Here is a 21,847-nt window from a genome sequence, read left to right on the forward strand (position 1 = left end):
GTCATGAAATTTGCGGTACTTGTCTTTCCAGGCTCCAATTGTGACATTGACTGCTACAAAGCAGTAGAAGACAGCCTCGGCGAACCAGTAGATTATGTATGGCATACAGCGACAGACCTGTCGGCGTATGACTGCATTCTCGTGCCTGGCGGCTTCTCTTATGGTGACTATCTGCGCTGCGGCGCAATCTCCCGGTTCGCTCCGGTAATGGCTGAAGTGGCTAAGGCGGCAGAGCAGGGCAAATTCGTGCTTGGCATCTGCAACGGGTTCCAGATTCTGACCGAAGCGGGTCTCCTGCCGGGCGCGCTGCGCCGCAACATGTCGATGAAGTTCCGTTGTCATGACACGGTGCTTAAGGTCGTTAATAACACAACCCCGTTTACTATTGACTATGCGAAGGATGAAGAGATCGTCATTCCGATCGCGCATGGCGAAGGCAATTATTATTGTGATGAAGAGACGCTCGCAGAGCTGAACGCGAATAATCAGATCGTATTCACCTACAGTGACAACCCGAACGGTTCGGTGGCCGATATTGCCGGAGTCAGTAATAGGGCGGGCAATGTAGTCGGCATGATGCCTCACCCGGAGCGTGCAGCGAATAGCCTGCTGGGCTCGGAAGACGGCAAACGGATGTTCACATCCATTCTCAAGACATGGAGGGATCGTTATGACGCAGCAAGTATCCGCTAAGGAGCCGACCGCAGAGCAGATCGCGGAGCAGAAAATCTACAGTCAGTTCGGTGTATCAGACAGCGAATATGAGCTCATTACCTCCTTCATGGGACGTAAACCCAACTATACAGAAATCGGTGTGTTCAGCGTCATGTGGTCTGAGCACTGTGCATATAAAAACTCCAAGCCGCTGCTGAGCCGCTTCCCGACAAGCGGGCCTAAGGTGCTGATGGGACCGGGCGAAGGCGCGGGCATCGTGGACATCGGGGATAACCAGGCCGTTGTCTTCAAAATTGAAAGCCACAACCATCCGTCGGCGGTAGAGCCTTATCAGGGCGCGGCGACCGGGGTGGGCGGGATTATCCGCGATATTTTCTCCATGGGCGCAAGACCGGTGGCGCTGCTGAACTCCCTGCGGTTCGGGAAGCTTGAGAGCGACCGGGTCAAATATCTGTTCGAGCATGTTGTGTCCGGGATCGCAGGCTACGGCAACTGTATCGGCATCCCTACTGTCGGCGGGGAGATTATGTTCGACAACAGCTATGACGGCAATCCGCTGGTGAACGCGATGTGTGTCGGACTAATCGATCATGACAAAATCCAGCGCGGCGTCGCCAAAGGGGTAGGTAACCCCGTGTTCTACGTAGGTCCGCCTACAGGGCGTGACGGTATTCACGGTGCAACCTTCGCCTCTGTGGAGCTGAGTGAAGAATCGGAAGCCAAGAAGACAGCGGTTCAGGTCGGCGATCCGTTCATGGAGAAGCTGGTCATGGAATCTTGCCTGGAGCTGATCGACAGCGGCATTGTCCTCGGTATTCAGGATATGGGCGCAGCCGGACTGACCTGCTCCAGCGCGGAAATGGCGAGCAAGGCGGGGAATGGTCTGGAGCTGTATCTGGATCAGGTGCCGCAGCGTGAAGACGGGATGACCCCGTATGAAATGATGCTCTCGGAATCCCAGGAGCGGATGCTGTTCGTGGTGGAGCCTAAGGATGAGGCGCAGGCGCAGGAGATTTTTGACCGCTGGGGCGTGATCTGCCGCAAGGTGGGGAAGGTGACCGATGATGGCCGCCTGAAGCTGTTCCATCACGGCGAAGTGGTCGGCGATATGCCGGTCAAGGCGTTGGTGGATGAATGTCCAATCTATAACAAACCGTCTGCGGTTCCTGCTTACTACGAGGAGAATGCAGCGATTGATACACTGCGTTATGAGGAAGTGACTGATCTGGGCGGCGCGCTGCGCACCGTACTGGGATCGCCTACCGTAGCAAGCAAAGCATGGGTATACAATCAATACGATTATATGGTCCGCACCAGCACGGCGGTTCGTCCCGGTTCCGATGCGGCTGTAGTAACTATCCACGGTACACGTAAGGGGCTGGCGATGACTACGGACTGTAATGGCCGTTACGTCTATCTCGACCCAGAAGTGGGCGGACGCATTGCTGTTAGCGAAGCTGCCCGCAACATCGTCTGCTCCGGTGCCCAGCCGCTGGCGATAACGGACAACCTGAACTTCGGCAGCCCGGAGAAGCCGGAGATCTTCTGGCAGATGGAGCGTGCGGTAGACGGTATGGCGGAAGCCTGCCGGGTGCTGGATACGCCGGTCATCGGCGGAAATGTCAGCTTGTACAATGAGAATGCTTCGGGAGCTATCTACCCGACACCGGTTGTCGGTATGGTAGGTCTCATTGAAGATACCGATCATATTACAACCCAGGCCTTCAAGCAGGAAGGCGATGCTGTACTACTGCTGGGCGTTACGAAGGCAGAGCTGGGCGGCAGTGAATTCCAGTATGCCGTTCACGGCTTGACTGAAGGCCGTCCGCCGGAGCTTGATCTGGCGACAGAGCGCAAGCTGCTGGATGCTGTGCTTGCTGTGATCCGCAGCGGTCTGGTCCGTTCGGCGCATGACTTGTCGGAAGGCGGCCTTGCCGGAGCACTTGCTGAGAGCTGCATCAGCGGAAGCATTGGAGCGAATATTGAGCTGTCTGCCGGCGGACTTCGCCAGGATGTAGCACTGTTCAGCGAGAGCCAGTCCCGTATCCTCCTGACTTCGGCACCTGATCGTGCAGAAGAGCTGAAGGCTGCAGTTGCCGCCTACGGCGTACCTGTTGAGATTATTGGAACCGTTGGCGGGGACCGCCTGCGTGTGGCGCTGGACGGCGCGGCTGCACTGGATGAAGTCGTTACTGAACTCAAGACCATTTGGGAGGATGCTATTCCATGTCTTATGAAATAAAGACCGGGAACAAGCAGGAAGCCCCTATCCTGTGGACCGGCGACTTTTACAACGAAGGAACGGGCTCGGGAGATATTTTTGACACATTAAAAGAGGAATGCGGCGTCTTCGGGGTCTTCGGACACCCGGAAGCCGCTTCCATGTCCTACTACGGCCTGCATGCTCTGCAGCATCGCGGGGAAGAGAGCGCGGGCATCTGCGTGGCGGATGGACGCGACTTCAACTATCACCGCGGCATGGGCCTGGTGAAGGAAGTCTTCGACAAAGACAAGATCGCATCGCTGGTGGGAGACATGTCCATCGGCCATGTGCGTTACTCCACCAGCGGAGACAGCCGGCTGACCAATGCGCAGCCGCTGGTCTTCAAATACCGTGACGGCGATCTGGCGATTGCCACGAACGGCAATATCGTTAACGAACCGCTGATCCGCAAGCAGCTGGAGCAGGGCGGCTCGATCTTCCAGACGACCAGTGATACCGAGGTGCTGGCGCATCTGATTGCACGTTCGCAGAAGGATTTTGTCGAAGCGACGAAGGATGCCTTGGCGCAGCTGGTCGGCGGCTTTGCCTTCCTCTTGATGACCAATGATAAGCTGATTGTCGCATCAGACACCCACGGACTCCGTCCGCTTGTGATGGGCCGTCTGGGCGAAGCCTATGTCTTCGCTTCCGAGTCGTGTGCGCTTGAAGTCATCGGTGCCCAGCTGGTGCGTGATATTGAACCGGGTGAACTGTTGGTGCTGGACCAGAACGGCTTCCGTGAAGAACGCTTTGCCGAGCCTAAGCGCAAAGCGCTGTGCGCGATGGAGTACATCTACTTCGCCCGCCCGGACAGTGATCTGAACGGCTCCAACCTGCACTCCGCGCGCAAGCGCATGGGTAGCCGCATGGCGCTCGAAGCCTTCGTGGATGCGGATATTGTCACCGGCGTGCCGGATTCCAGTATCTCCGCCGCCATCGGCTATGCCGAGCAGACGGGCATCCCGTACGAGCTGGGGCTGATCAAGAACAAGTATACCGGCCGCACGTTCATCCAGCCCAGCCAGGAGCTGCGTGAGCAGGGCGTGAAGATGAAGCTCAGCGCGGTACGCCGCGTCGTGGAAGGCCAGCGCGTAGTGATGATCGACGATTCCATCGTGCGCGGCACGACCTCGCGCCGGATCGTCAACCTGCTGCGCGAAGCCGGAGCCGTAGAGGTCCACGTGCGGATTACCTCGCCGCCGTTCAAGAATCCGTGCTTCTATGGCATCGATACCCCGGACCGCCGCGAGCTGATTGCCTCGTATAAGACCATCGCCGAGATGTGCGAGGAGATCAACGCCGATTCCCTGGCGTTCCTCTCCCCTGACGGACTGATCCAGTCCATCGGCGGCTATAATAGTGACGACTACAAAGGCGGCCTCTGCCTGTCCTGCTTCGACAATGATTACCCGACGCAGGTGGATTTCGGCGGGGAAGAGAAGGACGGATGCTCGTGTTAACATCCCCCTAAGTCCCCCTTGCGAAGGGGGATTCCGGAGGGCGCTGCCCTCCGGCCACCCGAAAGTTTGGTGGGAGGAGTTTGCTCTAAACTTGCTAAGAGGGCGTGGGTGCGGGTGCCCGCTTTGTCCCTGTGTGCTGCGCACGGCCGGGACACGCTTCACGGCGCTGCACCCCCGGCGGCCTGCGGTCCGCCGGGCCCTCTGGCTCCAGAATCTGTCCTGTTTGCTGCGCAAATCCGGAGATTCTGTCGCCCTAGGGAATGCACGGCTTCGCCCCGTGCGCAGAAGTGCCCCAGACCCTGTCCTGTTTGCTGTCGCAAATCCGGAGGTTCTGTCGCCCTAGAGACCGCACGGCTTCGCCCCGTGCGGGGAAGTGCCCCAGACCCTGCCCTGTTTGCTGTCGCAAAATCGGAGGCTCTGTCGCCCCAGAGACCGCACGGCTTCGCCCCGTGCGGGGAGAGCTCCCGCCCCTGTCCTGTTTGCTATCGCAAAGTCGGGGGAGCGGTTGCCTAAGGAGGCGCTGTGCGAAGCCCAGCGCCGACCCCTTACCGCTGTGCAAGGCGCGAAATTTCGGCTTGCGGCAGGGGTTTGAAACCCGGTGGTGGGAGTCATGGAGAGGGAATTTGGAACTGTAGGAGCGATAGCGACCGCCTTTATGGCCCGATTTCTACCGCAAACAGCGGTATCAATCAGGAAATCGGGCCATAACAGCGACCGGAAGTCCAAATGTTCCTCGGAATGACGAATATAACCACCAACCGAACCAAATCCCTGCCGCCCCGAACACGCGCTCTAAACTAACTTAAATGAGGTGTCCAAAAGTGTCAGAAGCGTACAAGAAAGCCGGAGTGGATATTGCGGCTGGCAATGAAGCAGTAGAACGCATGAAGAAGCATGTGAAGCGCACATACCGTCCGGAAGTAATGACGGAGCTGGGCGGCTTCGGCGCCCTGTTCGGCCTGAATAAGGACAAGTACGAAGAGCCGGTTCTCGTATCGGGAACAGACGGTGTGGGCACGAAGCTGAAGATCGCGTTCGCGGCTGACCGCCACGACACGATTGGCATCGATGCGGTCGCCATGTGCGTGAATGACATCGTGGTACAGGGCGCTGAGCCGCTGTTCTTCCTAGATTATCTGGCCTGCGATAAGGTGGTGCCGGAGAAGATTGAAGCCATTGTCTCCGGGATCGCCGAAGGCTGCCATCAGGCGGGCTGCGCGCTGATCGGCGGCGAGACCGCCGAGATGCCGGGCATGTATGCGGCAGGCGAATATGATATCGCCGGATTCACCGTCGGTGTGGCCGATAAGGCGAAGCTGGTAACCGGAGCAGACATTGCTCCAGGAGACACAGTGATCGGTCTGGCTTCGAGCGGGATTCACAGCAACGGCTTCTCGCTGGTGCGCAAGCTGCTGCTGGAGGAAGACGGTTACGGCTTAGATGAGGTTGTGCCGGAGCTGGGAGCGCCGCTGGCGGATGTTCTGCTGGCCCCAACCCGGATATACGTGAAGCCGCTGCTCGCTCTGCTCGAACAGCTTCCGGTCAAGGGCATGGCCCATATTACCGGCGGCGGGTTCATCGAGAATATTCCGCGCGTGCTGCCGGAGAACGTGAATGTTGAGATTAACTACGGCTCCTGGCCAATTCAGCCAGTCTTCAGCCTGATGCAGAGCAAGGGGCAGGTAAGCAACCGCGATATGTTCACAACATTCAATATGGGTGTGGGGCTGGTGCTGGTCGTGGCGGAAGCGGATGGAGAGCGTGCTCTGGAACTGCTTAAGGCGAGCGGGGAAGAGGCTTACCGGATCGGCACGGTCACTGAAGGAGAGCGTATCGTTACCTTTACGGGAGCTGAAGTCTGATGGAGTGGGGCCGAATCGCTGTCTTTGCCTCCGGAACAGGCAGCAATTTCGCTGCACTGGTCCAGGCACAGCGGGAGGGCAGGCTGGGCGGAGGCAGCATAGAGCTGCTGGTCTCGGATAAACCGGAAGCGCCTGTAGCACAGCGGGCAGAGGAGGCAGGAATTCCTGCTCTGCTGCTGCGGCCGAAGGACTTCGAAGGCCGGGAGCAGTATGAGGCCGCGATTGTGGCTGAATTGCAGCGCCGGAACATCGGACTGGTGGTGCTGGCCGGCTACATGCGGCTGATCTCCCCTGTTCTGCTTGCACCGTATGCCGGACGGATCATCAACATTCATCCTTCGCTGCTGCCGGCGTTTGCCGGGAAGGACGCGATCGGGCAGGCGCTGGAGTACGGCGTGAAGCTGACGGGCGTGACCGTGCATTTTGTCGATGGAGGCATGGATACCGGACCGGTGATCGCCCAGCGCAGCGTGGAGGTCCAGTCTGGAGATACCGCTGAATCGCTGGCTGCACGCATCCATCAGGTGGAATACGCGCTGTATCCTGAGGTAGTGAGTGCTTTTGCCGCAGGAAAAGTAGAATTGAACGGAAGAATGACGACTATTGCCGATTAAGCGAAGCTGTTGTATAGCTACCTGTGTTGACTGTTGAACCGGAGTGATTTCGACATTTCAGGCAAACCCCGGCCGATTCTGATATTTCTCGGGAAATACTTCACAAGTGGCAGTAATTGACGGAAGATCTGGCGGCTTGGCCTGAAATTGCGAAAATACAGGTTTGCTGGCATAAGGACAAAAGCATATATAGCAGGACAGAAACAACCAAAATACCTGATTACCTGAATTACCTGCCTATTCTACAAGATTCGTGTCTGCAATCATCCGGCGTTCATCCGGCAATCATCCATAGCTCCATAGGTACAAGGTAATTCTGATATGAAGCTTCAGAACAGCTGAACCCATAAGCAATCGTACAACACCCCAATAATCTAGCGTGAATCCAGAGGAGGACTATTCAAAGTGAGTATCAAGAGAGCGCTGGTCAGCGTATCGGACAAACAGGGCATCGTGGATTTTTGCCGCGAGTTGTCTGCATTAGGCGTAGAAATTATCTCCACAGGCGGCACCAGCACACTTTTGGCGAAGGAAGGTGTTCCGGTCATTGGCATCTCTGATGTTACCGGCTTCCCTGAGATCATGGATGGACGCGTCAAAACCCTGCATCCAGCTGTACACAGCGGCCTCCTGGCCGTTCGTGACAACGAAGAGCATACCCGTCAGATGAATGAGCTTGGCCTTGATTACATCGACCTCGTCGTGGTGAATCTCTATCCGTTCGCGGAGACGATTGCCAAGCCGGATGTGTCTTATGAAGAGGCTATCGAGAACATCGATATCGGCGGACCGACCATGCTGCGTTCTGCGGCGAAGAACCATGCGTTTGTCAGTGTGGTGGTCGATGCGGCCGACTATGCGAATGTGCTTGAAGAAGTACGCGCCGGTGGAGATACAACCCTTGCAACCCGCAAACGTCTTGCGGCCAAAGTCTTCCGCCATACGGCGGCTTACGACGCCCTGATTGCCGATTATCTGGCGAATGTCACCGGTGAACCGCTGCCGGAGCGCTATACGGTCACTTATGAGAAAATTCAGGATCTGCGCTATGGGGAGAACCCGCACCAGAAGGCTGCGTTCTACCGCAAGCCGCTGGCGGCGCAGGATACCCTGACGGCTGCTGAGCAGCTGCACGGCAAAGAGTTGTCCTACAACAATATCAATGACGCGAACGCAGCGCTCCAGATTGTCAAAGAATTCGAAGAGCCTGCCGTTGTAGCCGTGAAGCATATGAATCCTTGCGGTGTGGGCGTGGGCACAAGCGTCTATGAAGCGTATCAAAAAGCGTACAATGCGGACCCTACCTCCATCTTCGGCGGAATTGTGGCAGCCAACCGGATTATTGATGCGGACACGGCTAATCTGCTGAAGGATATTTTCCTCGAAATCGTCTTGGCCCCAGGCTTCACGGACGAAGCGCTGGAGATCCTGACGAAGAAAAAGAATATCCGCCTGCTTAAGCTGGGCAACCTCAGCACTGCTGCATCCCGCAAGAGCAGCTTTGTGGTCACCTCCGTTGAAGGGGGAATGGTGGTGCAGGAGAGCGACGTACACTCTGTGAATCCTGAGGAATTGCAAGTGGTAACTGACCGCAAGCCTACCGAAGAAGAGCTGAAGCAGCTGTTGTTCGGCTGGAAGGTTGTGAAGCATGTGAAGTCCAACGCCATCGTGCTAGCGGCTGACGATATGACAGTCGGTGTAGGTGCAGGACAGATGAACCGTGTCGGTGCGGCCAAGATTGCCATTGAACAAGCAGGCGAGAAAGCGAAGGGTGCTGTGCTGGCATCAGATGCCTTCTTCCCGATGGGCGATACCCTGGAAATGGCTGCGAAGGCGGGCATTACGGCAGTTATTCAGCCGGGAGGTTCGATCAAGGACGAGGAATCGATTAAGGTTGCCAATGAATACGGCATTGCCATGGTCTTCACCGGCGTACGCCATTTCAAACACTAGCACGCTGGGGAGGATCAGAGCCTTATGGATATTTTAGTAGTCGGCGGCGGCGGACGTGAGCATGCGATCATCTGGAGCTTGTCCCGCAGTCCCCGTGCCGGTAAAATCTACTGCGCCCCCGGCAATGCCGGGATTGCGCAGCTTGCGGAATGTGTGCCGATCGGCGTCTTCGAGTTCGATAAGCTGACCGCTTTTGCCAAGGAGAAGAAGGTAGGACTGGTGGTCATCGGACCGGATGATCCGCTCGCTGCAGGCATTGTGGATGCCTTCGAAGCTCAGGAAATCCCTGTATTCGGCCCGCGGAAGAATGCCGCAGAGATTGAGGGCAGCAAGACCTTCATGAAGGATCTGCTGCATAAATACAGCATTCCGACAGCCGCTTACGAGAAATTCAGCGATTATGAGACAGCCTTGTCTTATCTGCGGAGCCAAGAACTGCCGATTGTCATCAAGGCGGACGGCCTGGCCGCAGGCAAAGGGGTAACCGTGGCGTATTCCCGTGAGGAAGCGGAGCAGGCCCTTCAGGAGATCATGGTCGACAAGGTTTTCGGGGAAGCAGGGGCGCAGGTCGTCATTGAAGAGTTCCTTGCCGGGCAGGAAATGTCGATTCTGGCGTTCGTGGATGGGGAAACGGTGCGGCCGATGGCTGCGGCCCAGGACCATAAGTCTGTATTCGACGGCGATAAAGGACCTAATACGGGAGGCATGGGGACGTATTCCCCGCTGCCGCATATCGATGAAGCTATCATCCGTGAAGCGGTCGAGACGATTATTGAGCCGACAGCCAGAGCGATGGTGGCTGAGGGCCGTCCCTTCAGCGGAGTGCTGTTCGCAGGACTGATGATCTCGCCGGATGGCAGACCGAAGACGATCGAGTTCAATGCCCGCTTCGGGGACCCGGAGACACAGGTGGTTCTTCCCCGGCTGCGAAGCGATCTGCTGGAGATTTTCCTGGCTGTGACCGAAGGCAGACTCGCCGATATTCCGATCGAGTGGAGCGAAGAGGCCGCAGTCTGCGTGGTCCTGGCCTCGGAGGGGTATCCCGGGCCTTACCCGAAGGGGGTGCCGATCAGCGGGCTGGAAGACAGCGGCTCGGCGCTCGTCTTCCATGCCGGTACCGCACGCAGCGAAGACGGAGGCTGGGTGACCGCCGGCGGCCGTGTGCTTGGGGTGGTAGGCCTAGGGGCAACCATTGCTGAAGCACGTACATCGGCCTATGCCAGTGCGGAGAGTATCACGTTTGCGGGTAAACAGAACCGCAGTGATATCGCAATGAAGGCACTGGTCTGAGGAGAAAGTCCCAAAAAAAGGACTGACAAGTTGTAGGAGAAGTGCTATAATACAACTCGTACGGGGGAAAATGTGCGGATATATACAGATAAAGGGTCTTTCCTTTCTAAGGAAAGGCCTTTTTTAACAATTTCATAACGAATGCTATAATAGTACAATGACAGCGTTGCTTATGCGGATGTACAGTTACTGATTTAAGGGGGAATTAGTTTTGAGTAAGGTAGGAAGAAATGACTTATGCCCGTGTGGAAGCGGGAACAAATATAAGAAATGCTGCATGGAGAAAGACAGAGCGGCGGCCCAGTTGATGCTGCGGCTGGTTAACGCAGGGGATGCAGCGGCGCAAGCACCTGTAACCATACCCGGCGTAATCGTGCACGAGGAACAGCCGGCTACGGTAAGTGCCGCCCCTGCTGCGGGCAAGCTTACGCTGCCCAAGCTGAAGAAGATGGTGGCAAAGGAGCTGAACTGGGAGCATCCGGCCCATGAACAGCTGGCGCTGGAGCTGATCGAGCACATGAGAGACCAGTATGACCGTGAGCTGATCCTGGAAGCACTGCTGCTGTGGAACGGCTTCTCCCGCCAGACCAAGCCGGCCGTGAAGAAGACAGGCTCATTCTGTGCGGCGATCGAATACCTGCTGTCCGAGGAGTACGGCTTCATGCTGTCGCAGGCGGAGCTGGCGGACAAATACGCGATTACCACGGCCACGATCTCCCGCAAGGTTAAAGAAATATATAACTATGTCGAGGAATACGGCATGACCGGGGAAGCGGACGATTTGATGGCGCTGAACGGAGCGGAAACTCCGCAGGAGAAGGCGCAGACCCTTCTGGCCCAAGCCATGGAGGCAACCTCTGCGAAGCGCCGGGTCCAGCTGGCGGAGAAGGCGCTGGAGCTCTATCCTGACAGCCCGGAAGCCTACCTTATTCTGGCCGAGGAAACGGAGAATGAGGAGGACGCCCGTGAGCTGCTGAAGGCGGGAATCGCCGCAGGCAGACGGGAGCTGGGCGAGTCTTATTTTACGAAGCATAAAGGGTTCTTCTGGGGGCTCTATGAGACCCGCCCTTATATCCGGATCTGCCAAAGCTACGCGGAATCCTGCTGGTTCGGCGGTAAGGCGGAGGAAGCAACAGAGATGCTGGAGCATATTCTGGAGCTTAATAAGGATGATAATACGGGTGCCCGCTATCTCCTGACTGCTGTATATCTGTATAGCAACCAGCTTGAAGAAGCAGAGCGGATCATTAAGAACTACGGTGAAGAGGATGCGGCGGCGGCTTTTGCCTATGACCGGATTGTACTGGAGTTCAAGAAGAACGGCATTACCTCGCAGCTCAAAATGCTCTACCGCATAGCCCGCGGAGTGAACAAGCATGTGCCGGATTACCTGCTGGGTATGAAGCGGTTGCCGCATAATCTTCCCGATTATGTCGGTATGGGTGATCCCAATGAAGCGATTGAATATGTAATTATGCACTCGCGCTTGTGGGCGAGCCTGCCGGATCTGCTGAAGTGGATGCTGAAGCAATAGACGCTATAGATGAATACCAGACACAGTCCTCCGGGGCTGTGTTTTTTTATGGATAAGTAAATAGGAGTGACCTCGCTGATTTCACTGGACGCAGGCCTATGCCGATGTATGCGAAAAACCGAACACAATGGGCGATGGTGCTGGTAGAGGTCGTTAGCGTTAACAACTATTCCGAACAATACATCTATGAGATTACACCGCAGGGCGACGAGCATTTCAAAGCGCTGATGGCCAAGTATTCATTGCAGACGGACGATATACAGGATCTACGATACTGCAAAGTCGATGATGAATAATGTCAGAGCGCTTTGCTGAATACAGCAGATACAAAGGAGTATTTTTTTGCAAATAACCTGACATGAATAAGCGGTGATAAGGGTAAATAAGAGGCTTAACTCGATAATTATGAGAAAATACCTTACATGGACACACTTATTTCACAGCCTATGGGAAAATGGTACAGGGATAAAGGGATTTTTTGCAGAAATAAGTCGAAAAGACAGAGAAGATCCGGGACAGCCCCGGGTCTTTATACATGGAAGGTGGGAGGGTCTATGGCACTGGGAAAGAGTAAGAGGGTCAAGGAGAGGGGGCTTATCGGCTCACTCCGTAATATGGGGATTCGCGGCAAGCTGTTTTTGTCAGTGATTCTGTCTGTGGTGGTTATTTTCGCGACTGTGTCTGTAGTGATCTACAGCAATGCCAAGCAGCTTATCGTGGACGGGCTGAAGAGCTCGCTGACGTATGAGAAAGGGGCGATCGGGGTGCAGGTCAATGACCTGCTGCAGCCTGCTGTAGACAGTGTGGCACTGCTCAATGCCAACGCCTACCTCCGCGACTTCATTCTGAGGGTGAAGGATGCGCAGACGCTGAAGACTACGGACGGGTACACGGAGCTGATCGAGACGCTGAACCTGATCAAGAACAACAATAAGAATTTGCTCAATGTATACATAGGTCTGGATGCGGTGAACAAGGTGATTACCCAGGATGAATTCGAGCCTCCGGCAGACTACGTGCTGAAGGAGCGAAGCTGGTATTCCGCTGCGGCTGCGAACAAGCGTGTAACGATTACCAATCCTTATATTGATGCCGGGTCAGGCAAAATGGTCGTCAGTGTCAGCACACCGCTGCTTGATGATTCAGGCAGGCTGATCGGCGTGGCGAGTGCAGATATTTCGATTGAGCAGATTACAGCTGCGCTGGGCGCTTTTCATTATAAAGGCAGCGGCTATGCCGTGCTGATTGATGAGACGGGGACCTTCATCTATCATCCCAATCCGGATCATATTCTGCTGAAGAAGATGGCTGATCTGGGCGGATCGTGGAAGACTGTCGGCGATAAAATGCTGCAGTGGGGCTCAAATGTCATCCGGGCGGACATAGACGGCGAGCCCAGCTATGTATCCTATTCACCGGCTGTGGCTAACCAGTGGTCAGTCGCGCTGATCGTACCACAGAAGCATGCGGAGCTGGAGCTGAAGCGCTTCGAGCTGATTTTCTTCCTCTCCATTATGGTTTCGATTGCGGTGCTGTCTGTCCTGCTGTATCTGGTCTCGGGCAGTATCCTGAAGCAGTTTCCGCTCCTCACGGCTGCGTTCGGGCAGGCGAAGGCGGGGGACCTGTCGGTAAGGGCAAGGGTAACCGCTGGAGGCGAGATCGGGGTGTTGGCTGAGGGCTTCAACGATATGATCGCCTCGCAGCAGTCGCTGATTCAGGAGATCCTGCACAGCTCGCAGAGTATCTCGGGCGCGGTAGGGAATACAGAGCAGAACGTATTCGTGCTGGATGGCAGCATTACCGATATCTCGGGGGTTACGGAGGAGCTGTCGGCAGGCTTGCAGCAGACCGCCGCCTCTATGGAGGAGATGAATGCCAGCACGACCCAGATCGAGGCTGCGATCCACGGGATTGCCCGCAAAGCTCAGGAGGGGGCGGAAGCCGCCGGAGAAATTAACCTGCGGGCGGAGCGGCTGAAGGAGAGAGCCTGGGAATCCCGCACACAGGCGGATACCGTGTACGGGCTTAGCGAAGAGAAGCTGCGCACGGCCATTGAACAGTCGGGATCGATCTCGCAGATCAGCGCGCTCACGGGTGCTATTCTGGAGATCGCCGCCCAGACCAATCTGTTATCGCTGAATGCTTCAATTGAGGCGGCAAGGGCCGGGGAAGCGGGCCGGGGGTTCGCTGTAGTGGCAGAGGAGATCCGTAAGCTGGCCGACAACTCGCGTGAGACGGTGACTGAGATCCAGGGAGTGACAGGGGCGGTAGTCCAGGCGGTGTCCAATCTGGTGGAGGCTGCGGAGAGTATGCTTGGCTTCATGGACAGCCAGGTGAAGAAGGACTACGATGCCATGCAGGAGACCGGAGAGCGGTACAGTGAGGATGCCCGGTATATCGAGGAGCTGGTGACGGACTTCAGCGCCACCTCGGAAGAGCTGCTGGCTTCCATCCAGAGCATGCTTACTGCGATCAGTGAGACAGGCAGTGCGACGAATGAGGGAGCGGAAGAAGCGGGAGTCATTGCTGCCGGAGCAGAGCAGATCATCGGACGGTCCGGCAGCATCGTGGCCGAGATGGAGGAGATCAAGCTTAGCTCGGCGCAGCTGCTGAGTGCGGTGTCGAGGTTTAAGGTATAGAGGGCCGCCCGCTTGCTTATCGGCAGGGAGCTGCTGCGCATAATTCCACTCGCAGTGGATGTTATGGTGTGTGGGGAGGACAAGGGTTGAAAAAAAGTCCTTGGAAGAGTATGTTACAAGAAGCGAAACGATAAGAAAGAGACAGTGAGGCGGGGAAAACATGAGAGAAGGCGAAAACCGGATCGTAGGAATGGAAGATATTGTACGCGCGCACCATGTGCTGCGGGAGGTTATCGTCCGTACGCCGCTCCAGCTGGATGCGGTATTGTCGGCCAAATACGGCTGTAATGTGTACTTGAAACGTGAGGATCTGCAGATTGTACGCTCCTTCAAAATCCGGGGAGCCTATAATATGATCCGCAGTCTGTCTGACGAGGACAGAGCCAAGGGCATCGTCTGCGCCAGCGCGGGAAATCATGCCCAGGGCGTGGCTTATTCCTGCAAGGCACTAGGCATCAAAGGCAAGATATTCATGCCGAGCACTACTCCTAATCAGAAGATTAAGCAGGTCCGGCGCTTCGGCGGCGAATTCGTTGAGGTGATTCTGAAGGGGGATACCTTCGATGATGCTTACGATGAAGCGCTGCAGGCTTGCATTGACCATAGCATGACGCTGATTCACCCGTTCGATGAGCCGCGTATTATTGCCGGCAACGGAACCATTGCCATGGAGGTGATGGAGAATCTGGACAAGCCAGCGGACTTCGTGTTCGTCACCATCGGCGGTGGCGGGCTGGCAGCCGGTGTAGCCACCTATATCAAGACGGTGAGTCCGGCAACCAAGGTTATTGGTGTGGAGCCTAGCGGCGCGGCTTCGATGAGTGAGGCCATGCAGAGCGGTGAGGTCATCACCCTGAAGGAGATCAACAAATTCGTGGACGGCGCGGCGGTGAAGCGTGTCGGCGGCCTGACCTTCGATATCTGCTCGAAGCTTCTGGATGATGTGGTGAAGGTGCCGGAGGGCAAGGCGTGTACCACTATTCTGGAGCTGTATAATGAGAATGCGATTGTGGTGGAGCCTGCCGGTTCCCTCCCCATTGCTGCACTGGACATGTACCGTGACCAGATCCGGGGCAAAAGCGTGGTCTGCATCGTCAGCGGCGGCAACAACGATATTGACCGGATGCAGGAGATCAAGGAGCGTTCCCTGATCTATGAGGGTCTTAAGCATTACTTCATGGTCAACTTCCCGCAGCGCGCGGGCGCCCTGCGCGAGTTCCTGACCGAGGTGGTCGGACCGGATGATGATATTACCCGGTTCGAGTACACGAAGAAGAATGAGAAGGAGAACGGCCCGGCCCTGGTCGGCATTGAACTGATGTCTACCGATGCCTACGCCCCGCTGATTGAGCGGATGAAGCAGAAGGGCGTCGATTACGTGGAGATTAACAAGGATGTTAATCTGTTCAGTATGCTGATCTGAGGTGCGGCGGGTAGCTGCATATAGACAAAGTAAGCCCCGCCCAGCAAAGTCTGGACGGGGCTGTTTCACGTTGTAACGGATTTAATTGAACCGCCTACAGCTGGGGCACCTCAGTCTTCAGATACTGCTCCGCTGCGTCGTCCAGCAGGTAGCCGTTACTCTTCATCAGCTTCATGAAGCCCTCAAGCTTCTGCAGGAAGGCACTAGAGCTGCTGTTCTTGGCCAAGATGCTGGTGTAGGCCTTCTGCGCCTCCAGATCCATCTCCAGATTATCGTAATGGAAGAGCGGGGTGTTGTTCTGGCCGTAGAAGGTGTTCACAGCATACTGGTTATACAGCTTCTTGACGGCCTGTACCCGGTTGGATGTGGGATAGGTCTGGATGAATTGCTCCTGGGTCAGCGCACGGTCGGCTACCTCGCCCCAAGCAATGATCAGCCCGTTATCCTTGGAAGAAGGCAGATCTGATTCAGCCGCCATAATGGAAATATAACTGCTGATATCCTCCGTTACATAAGGCTTATATTTGCGGTAAGCCGCATAATCAATCACCGGGTAAAAGCTGCCCTCGGCGGTATCCAGCTTGTACCCGCTCTCTCCCGCACTTTGCAGCAGGGCGCGCAAGGCGGCGTTATCCGTACTCTCAGCCAGCTTCTCCATGCTGACTCCCCCTCTGTAGACGGTGAGGAGCTTCCGCTGGACCTCGCTGCTGCTGAATTTCTTCTCCCAGGAGGGCAGCAGCGCCTTATGCAGGTTCTCCAGCTTCAGCGTCAATACAGTCGCCTGATAAGGAGTGACTGCGTATAGCTTCGTCTTCATATAGGCAACGGCGCCCGGCAGGTTACCGCTGGACAGCAGCGGCAGCGCGCCCTTATAGACCGCTTCTGCATGGCTGGCAGTCTTAGCGCTTGCAGTTGCACCGGAAGTGCCTGTCCGGCTGCTTCCGCTGCCTTCGGCACCGGCCGGGACGGCTGCGCCTGCCTGAAGCCCTATGAGCAGGGCGATTGCGGCGGATAGAACGGCATGCTTTTTCATTCGAGTCTCCTCCTGTGTGGAATAGATGTGGGTTTCAGCCTCTAAGATGGGAAGAATATGAATTTCAGCCCCAGCCCTCCGGCAGCGGCCAGAGCCAGACTGACCCAGGGCGAGACCGGAATCACCGGGAACAGATTATCGAGGAATATGCCGGCGAATACCGCAATCACAGCAATTCCGATGTAGATGCCCAGGGCCTTAATGTCGAAGGTCTTGGGCTTCGGACTGTCATCCTCTGACAGGGAGGCCATCCATTTCATAATCAGCTCAACCAGCAGGATGGAGCCTGCGCCGACAACGACCAGCGTGAACAGGCTGAGCTGGCCGAAGAGTTCGTGCGGACCGCCGCTCCACTGTGTAATCAGGCCGGCAATGCCCATTGTCCCGAACAGCAGGGTCAGAGCGGACCAGGAGATCATCATAGAGTTCTTCAGCCGGCTGCGCGGTATGCGCGGCGGGACACTGTCCATCACGTCCTTGAAATAATCACCGGGCTTCTCGCCAAAAATCTGCTTGGCATTCTTGCCCTTGGCTTGTCCCTTCAGCAGCAGCTCAGCCGCCTCCAGCAGCAGCTCCTCTGCACGTACAGCATCTACTGAACTGGCGCGCATCGCCAGAATCATATCTTCGTAATAAGAGCGGTTAGACGGCGTCATCTGCTCCCGCAGCAGGTTGTTCTGCTTCATCATAGCTTTGACTTTCATAGTGTGGACCTATACCTCCAGCATTGAGTGATCAGGATACCTTCAACCTAGAGTATACGTTTGTGCACCAGCCGTGTGCAAGGACAACGTTCGTTCACGAAGGTCTGAATAATCCTTTTGGAAGAGTAAACACTGAAGAGGTGGTGGCTTCACCAACTATAGCTAGAGGGAAGGCAGGGAGCGTTATGGAACAGGAAAACAAGCAGGAACCCGGCAAGGCTGTGAACGACGGCACCACGCCTGTACCGACTAATGATGTGGGGGACTGGGGCAATTCTGACGGCTTCAGCCTATGGGATGCTGCGGGGCAGGGCCAGGAGAACGGGCTCGGGGATTGGGAAGGCCGGCAGGAGACACACGACATGTTTCACGACAGCTATGACTGAGTGATGCCTAAGCGGGTATGGGCCTCTTTTGCTCCTGCGGGAGTGGAAGGGGCCTTTTCTCCGGTAGGGCTGACGTAAGCGGCGGGCTTCATGCGTATTGACAACAAATTAGCACAGATATTATAATAGAGATATTAATCATACTAAGTTAATCGGAATTATTATAATTTAAAATAAATCAGCCATTCAGGGGAGGACGCCGCAATGGAACGGAATATCATCATCCGGCATAACGGAGAGGAACTGACAGCGAGCATACATTATCCGGCCGCAGACCGGGCAGGGACAGGACGGTGCAAGAACCGGGTGCCGCTTGCAGTGATCTGCCATGGCTTCGTGGGCAGCCGGATCGGTGTCGACCGGATCTTCGTCAAGGCAGCCCGTGAGCTGGCACAGGATGGCTATATGGTAATCCGCTTCGATTATGCGGGCTGCGGGGAGAGCAGCGGTGATTACGGCAGCGAAGATATGGAATCGATGATCGGGCAGACCCGGGCGGTGCTGGATTACGGCATCAGCTCGGCCGATGTGGACCCGCAGCGTGTAACGCTGATCGGACACAGTCTGGGAGGTGCGGTGGCGCTGCTGACCGGTGTCCGTGACCGGCGGGTGAAGAACCTTGTACTGTGGTCAGCTGTCGGTTATCCCTTCAATGATATCGTCAAGATTGTTGGCAGAGATGCCTTCGACCGGTCGGTGAAGAGCGGTTCAGCAGATTACGCCGGCTATTCGTTCACGCCGGTATACTTCAATTCCCTGGCTGCCTTCCAGCCGTTCCAGGAAGCCGGGAAGTTCAGCGGCGATGTGCTGGTCATCCACGGAACCTCCGATGATGTGATTCCTGTAGATTATGCGTTTCTCTACCAGAAGCTGTTCTGGACCCGGCCGGAAGGACGGTGCGACAAGGAGATTATTTTCCAGGGCGATCATACCTTCTCTTCGGGTCCGGCGCAGGAGCAGGTGCTGAAGCGTACCCGGGATTGGATGAACCAGCAGGAGCATCTGCAGGAGGAATGGCAGAACTGGATGATATAGGAGCGGTAACGGCACTCGCAATGGCTAGGAATTAGCTGTAAAATAAAGGGGAAGACCATACCGGAAATGGAGGCTCTTACCCTATGAAATTACCAGCCTTTTTCATTGCGCATGGCTCCCCGCTGCTGGTACTTGAGGATAACGACTATACGCGTTTCTTGCAGCGGCTGGGTTCGGATCTGGGGAAGCCCCGCGGCATTGTGATCTTCTCAGCTCATTGGGACAGTCCCGAGCAGCTGATCACAGTGGACGCACAGCATGAAACGCAGCATGATTTCTACGGGTTCCCGGAAGAGATGTATCAGCTGAGTTATCCTGCTCCAGGTGATCCCGCACTCAGCCGCCGTATTTCGGAACTGTTCAAGGATAGTAATCTGCCCCATCAGCCCGTGCTGGGCCGTGGGCTGGATCATGGTGCCTGGGTCATCCTGAGGACCATGTTCCCGCAGGCGGATATTCCGGTCGTGGCCTTATCCGTGGATTCGCTCCGCTCGCCTGAGGAGCAGTACAACATCGGACGGATGCTTGCTCCGCTGCGTGAGGAAGGTGTCCTCCTGATCGGCAGCGGCGGTCTGGTGCATAACCTCAGGCTGCTGAAGCAGAAGGATCAGCCGGAGCAATGGGCGCTTGACTTCGACGGGTGGATTGCAGAGCGGCTTGCGGCCTGGGATCTTCCCTCTCTGTATGCGTATGAGAAGCAAGCTCCGCATGTGAGGGAGGCCGTACCAACCTACGGCAAGGAACATTTCATCCCGCTCTTCTACGTAATGGGTGCAGCCGATGAAGGCAGAGCGGCACAGTTAATGATTCAGGCCTACCAATACGGTACGCTCAGCCTGAACTGCTGGATGTTTGATTAATATAGGAATGAATAGAGGGTACAGCTGCTATAAGGGCTGTACTCTTTTTGTGCTGCCGTTTCCACTTGACTCAAGACAAACTCTGCCAGCTATGATTAAATAAAGGAAGCGAGTTTCATAGAAGAGAATCGAGAGAAGCAAGCTGTAACTTACGATTAGGAGGAACAACGTGTCTATATCGGTGAACCGTTATGTATCCCGTCCTGTATCTGCTCTGGTCCTTGCCGCCGTGCTGCTCTCTGCCTGCAGTAACGAGCAGGCCAGCCCTGTGCCCGTACCCACGTCTGCACCAACAGCAGCGCCTACCCTGGAGCCACAGCCGACAGAGGTGGTACAGTCCCCCTCTCCTGAGCCTGCCGCCGGAGCAGTCTCCGGCTTAACAGGCCTGCCGGTTGAGGAGGAGAGCCTGCCCCGGCCGCTCGCGGTCATGATCAATAATGCCCCGGCGGCCCGCCCGCAGTCCGGGATCAGCGAGGCGGATATTCTGTACGAGGTGCTGGCCGAAGGCGGAATTACCCGGCTGATCGGTATCTTTCAGAGTCATGCCGGGGTGGTGAAGATTGGGCCGATCCGCAGTATCCGCCCTTACCTGCTGGATATCGGCGAGAGCTATGGCGGCATAACGGTGCATGCCGGAGGCAGTCCGGATGCCTATGCCATTCTGCAACGGCAGAAGAAGGCGGATATGGACGAAATCGGCCGCGCGGGGGCCTACTTCTGGCGGGACAAGGAACGCAAGGCCCCGCATAACCTGTACAGCAATGCCGCCAAGCTGCGGGAGGGGGCAGTGAAGCTGGGCTATGCGGAGAGCGTGAAGGTACCGGGTTTTCTTTTCCATGATCCGGAGTACATTCCTGTGGAGGGCACCCCAGCGCTTGCGCTGGGTGTGAACTTCCTGCTGAAGAGCTACAATGTCGGGTACCATTATAACGCAGAGCAGCGCACATACGCCCGCTGGGTGAACGGCAAGCCGCATCTCGATCTGAATAATAACCGTCCGGTGGAAGCGGCAAACATCATCGTGATGGGTTCGGACCATAAGGTGCTGGACGATGTCGGCCGGCTGCAGGTGGATACGGAGCTGGGGGGAGAAGCAGTGCTGTTACAGCGCGGTGTAGCGATGAACGGCAAGTGGTCGCGCAGCCCCGGAGACGTCATCCGGTTCGTGAAGAAGGACGGCAAGGAGGCGCTGATGTTCCCGGGGATTACCCATATTCTGATCGTTCCGAACAGTCCTTCGTTCAGCAGTCATCTCGAATACGCGCAGGCGCCTGCATCCCCCTAATTCCGGCTGGAGATTGAATGTTCGGATGATTATTTTCGTAAGTTGCAGGGAATTGTTATTATAGTGTGAAAAAGTTCGGTTTTTTGTCTTCTATCCCTTCTGTCGATATGATAAGATAACAAGGGTTGTCATTCATTTTCATGCATTTACATTTGGATGGCTGCATTTTTTTACGGCAATTTCATGTAAAGGGGTATAAAGCTAATGAGGCTCAGAAAAAAGGATATATTCTTTGAGACGCTGGAAAACATGGCTGACACCATTGTTCAGGCGGCGGATTATTTCGCTCAGAATATCTCGACTCTCCAGGGCAATGTGGAGAACTTCGCCGGGGAGATGAAGAAATACGAATCCCAGTGCGATACCTACACACACACTGTCATCAAGGAATTGAACAAGACGTTCATTACGCCGCTGGAGCGGGACGACATCATGGATCTGATTACAAGCATGGACGATGTCATTGATGGGCTGGAGGCTTCTGCCTCGCGTTTCTATATGTATAACCTGCTGGATGCGGATGAGTATATTGTCCAGTTCGCAGAGATTCTCCGCCAGAGTGCATACGAGATCCAGAAGGCGGTTCATTTGCTCTCCCAGAAGAAGCTGCTGGCGATCCGCGAATACACCATCCGTCTGAATGATCTGGAGAACCAGGGCGACGAAGTCCTGCGTATCTGCACCAAGGCCCTGTTCGAGACTGTGAAGGACCCGATTGAGCTGATTAAGCGCAAAGAATTGTATGAGCGGCTCGAGACCACCACGGATAAATGTGAAGACGTAGCCAACATGCTGGAATCGATCATCATGCGTAACTCATAAGGGGCCTCA

General features: G+C 55.8%; 18 protein-coding genes. 16 read left to right on the plus strand and 2 right to left on the minus strand.

Annotated elements, in window-relative coordinates:
- The first annotated feature begins 3 nt into the window (after positions 1-3).
- From purQ to ilvA, 11 genes are all read left to right on the plus strand, one after another.
- The gene (gene purQ, locus MKY86_RS01755; protein ID WP_076080174.1) at positions 4-693 is read left to right on the plus strand and encodes a phosphoribosylformylglycinamidine synthase subunit PurQ; all 690 of its coding nucleotides are present in this window, start codon (positions 4-6) and stop codon (positions 691-693) included.
- Positions 671-2,917: a phosphoribosylformylglycinamidine synthase subunit PurL gene (gene purL / locus MKY86_RS01760; RefSeq protein ID WP_076080176.1), complete on the plus strand. Its 2,247-nt coding sequence runs from the start codon at positions 671-673 to the stop codon at positions 2,915-2,917. The genes purQ and purL overlap by 23 nt, the downstream gene beginning before the upstream one ends.
- Positions 2,902-4,398 carry an amidophosphoribosyltransferase gene (gene purF / locus MKY86_RS01765; RefSeq protein ID WP_076080335.1) on the plus strand — a complete coding sequence of 499 codons (1,497 nt, stop codon included), beginning with the start codon at positions 2,902-2,904 and terminating at the stop codon, positions 4,396-4,398. Before purL ends, purF begins: the two co-directional genes overlap by 16 nt.
- Positions 4,399-5,219: 821 nt before the next feature.
- On the plus strand, positions 5,220-6,260 hold the full coding sequence (gene purM / locus MKY86_RS01770; RefSeq protein ID WP_036730936.1) for a phosphoribosylformylglycinamidine cyclo-ligase: 1,041 nt from the start codon (positions 5,220-5,222) through the stop codon (positions 6,258-6,260).
- Positions 6,260-6,874: a phosphoribosylglycinamide formyltransferase gene (purN, locus tag MKY86_RS01775; protein ID WP_076080178.1), complete on the plus strand. Its 615-nt coding sequence runs from the start codon at positions 6,260-6,262 to the stop codon at positions 6,872-6,874. Before purM ends, purN begins: the two co-directional genes overlap by 1 nt.
- Before the next feature lie 405 nt (positions 6,875-7,279).
- Positions 7,280-8,827: a bifunctional phosphoribosylaminoimidazolecarboxamide formyltransferase/IMP cyclohydrolase gene (gene purH / locus MKY86_RS01780; protein ID WP_076080180.1), complete on the plus strand. Its 1,548-nt coding sequence runs from the start codon at positions 7,280-7,282 to the stop codon at positions 8,825-8,827.
- 24 nt (positions 8,828-8,851) lie between these two features.
- Positions 8,852-10,117 (plus strand): phosphoribosylamine--glycine ligase, encoded by a 1,266-nt coding sequence (purD, locus tag MKY86_RS01785; RefSeq protein ID WP_076080182.1) that lies wholly within the window; start codon positions 8,852-8,854, stop codon positions 10,115-10,117.
- A gap of 211 nt (positions 10,118-10,328) precedes the next feature.
- Positions 10,329-11,651, plus strand: a complete 1,323-nt coding sequence (locus tag MKY86_RS01790) for an SEC-C metal-binding domain-containing protein (RefSeq protein WP_076080184.1) — start codon at positions 10,329-10,331, stop codon at positions 11,649-11,651.
- A 104-nt stretch (positions 11,652-11,755) separates the two neighbouring features.
- Entirely contained in the window at positions 11,756-11,947 is a 192-nt protein-coding gene (locus tag MKY86_RS01795; protein WP_143803769.1) for a hypothetical protein, read from the plus strand.
- Between the two features lie 258 nt (positions 11,948-12,205).
- Positions 12,206-14,290: a methyl-accepting chemotaxis protein gene (locus MKY86_RS01800; RefSeq protein WP_076080188.1), complete on the plus strand. Its 2,085-nt coding sequence runs from the start codon at positions 12,206-12,208 to the stop codon at positions 14,288-14,290.
- 160 nt (positions 14,291-14,450) lie between these two features.
- Positions 14,451-15,713, plus strand: coding sequence for a threonine ammonia-lyase IlvA (gene ilvA / locus MKY86_RS01805; protein ID WP_076080190.1), 1,263 nt, complete (start codon positions 14,451-14,453; stop codon positions 15,711-15,713).
- Between the two features lie 94 nt (positions 15,714-15,807).
- On the opposite strand, the gene MKY86_RS01810 is transcribed toward ilvA, so the two are convergent.
- A complete protein-coding gene (locus tag MKY86_RS01810; protein ID WP_076080192.1) occupies positions 15,808-16,746 on the minus strand; it encodes a hypothetical protein in 939 nt (312 codons plus the stop codon).
- Between the two features lie 41 nt (positions 16,747-16,787).
- Positions 16,788-17,450: a DUF1129 family protein gene (locus MKY86_RS01815; protein ID WP_076080194.1), complete on the minus strand. Its 663-nt coding sequence runs from the start codon at positions 17,448-17,450 to the stop codon at positions 16,788-16,790.
- A 185-nt stretch (positions 17,451-17,635) separates the two neighbouring features.
- On the opposite strand from MKY86_RS01815, the gene MKY86_RS01820 reads away from it, so the two are divergent.
- The 5 genes from MKY86_RS01820 to MKY86_RS01840 all read left to right on the plus strand — a co-directional run bounded on the left by MKY86_RS01820 (position 17,636) and on the right by MKY86_RS01840 (position 21,838).
- Complete coding sequence (locus MKY86_RS01820; protein ID WP_076080196.1) at positions 17,636-17,836, plus strand: hypothetical protein; 201 nt, start codon at positions 17,636-17,638, stop codon at positions 17,834-17,836.
- 204 nt (positions 17,837-18,040) lie between these two features.
- A complete protein-coding gene (locus MKY86_RS01825) occupies positions 18,041-18,871 on the plus strand; it encodes an alpha/beta hydrolase family protein (protein ID WP_036730916.1) in 831 nt (276 codons plus the stop codon).
- A gap of 83 nt (positions 18,872-18,954) precedes the next feature.
- Positions 18,955-19,731 carry a DODA-type extradiol aromatic ring-opening family dioxygenase gene (locus MKY86_RS01830; RefSeq protein WP_036730914.1) on the plus strand — a complete coding sequence of 259 codons (777 nt, stop codon included), beginning with the start codon at positions 18,955-18,957 and terminating at the stop codon, positions 19,729-19,731.
- Between the two features lie 169 nt (positions 19,732-19,900).
- Complete coding sequence (locus MKY86_RS01835) at positions 19,901-21,016, plus strand: DUF3048 domain-containing protein (RefSeq protein ID WP_340825846.1); 1,116 nt, start codon at positions 19,901-19,903, stop codon at positions 21,014-21,016.
- 204 nt (positions 21,017-21,220) lie between these two features.
- Positions 21,221-21,838, plus strand: coding sequence for a DUF47 domain-containing protein (locus MKY86_RS01840; protein ID WP_036730910.1), 618 nt, complete (start codon positions 21,221-21,223; stop codon positions 21,836-21,838).
- Positions 21,839-21,847: the final 9 nt, after the last annotated feature.

This window comes from Paenibacillus sp. FSL R7-0333, from assembly GCF_038000365.1.
In the GTDB taxonomy this organism is placed as follows: Bacteria; Bacillota; Bacilli; order Paenibacillales; family Paenibacillaceae; genus Paenibacillus_AQ; species Paenibacillus_AQ silagei.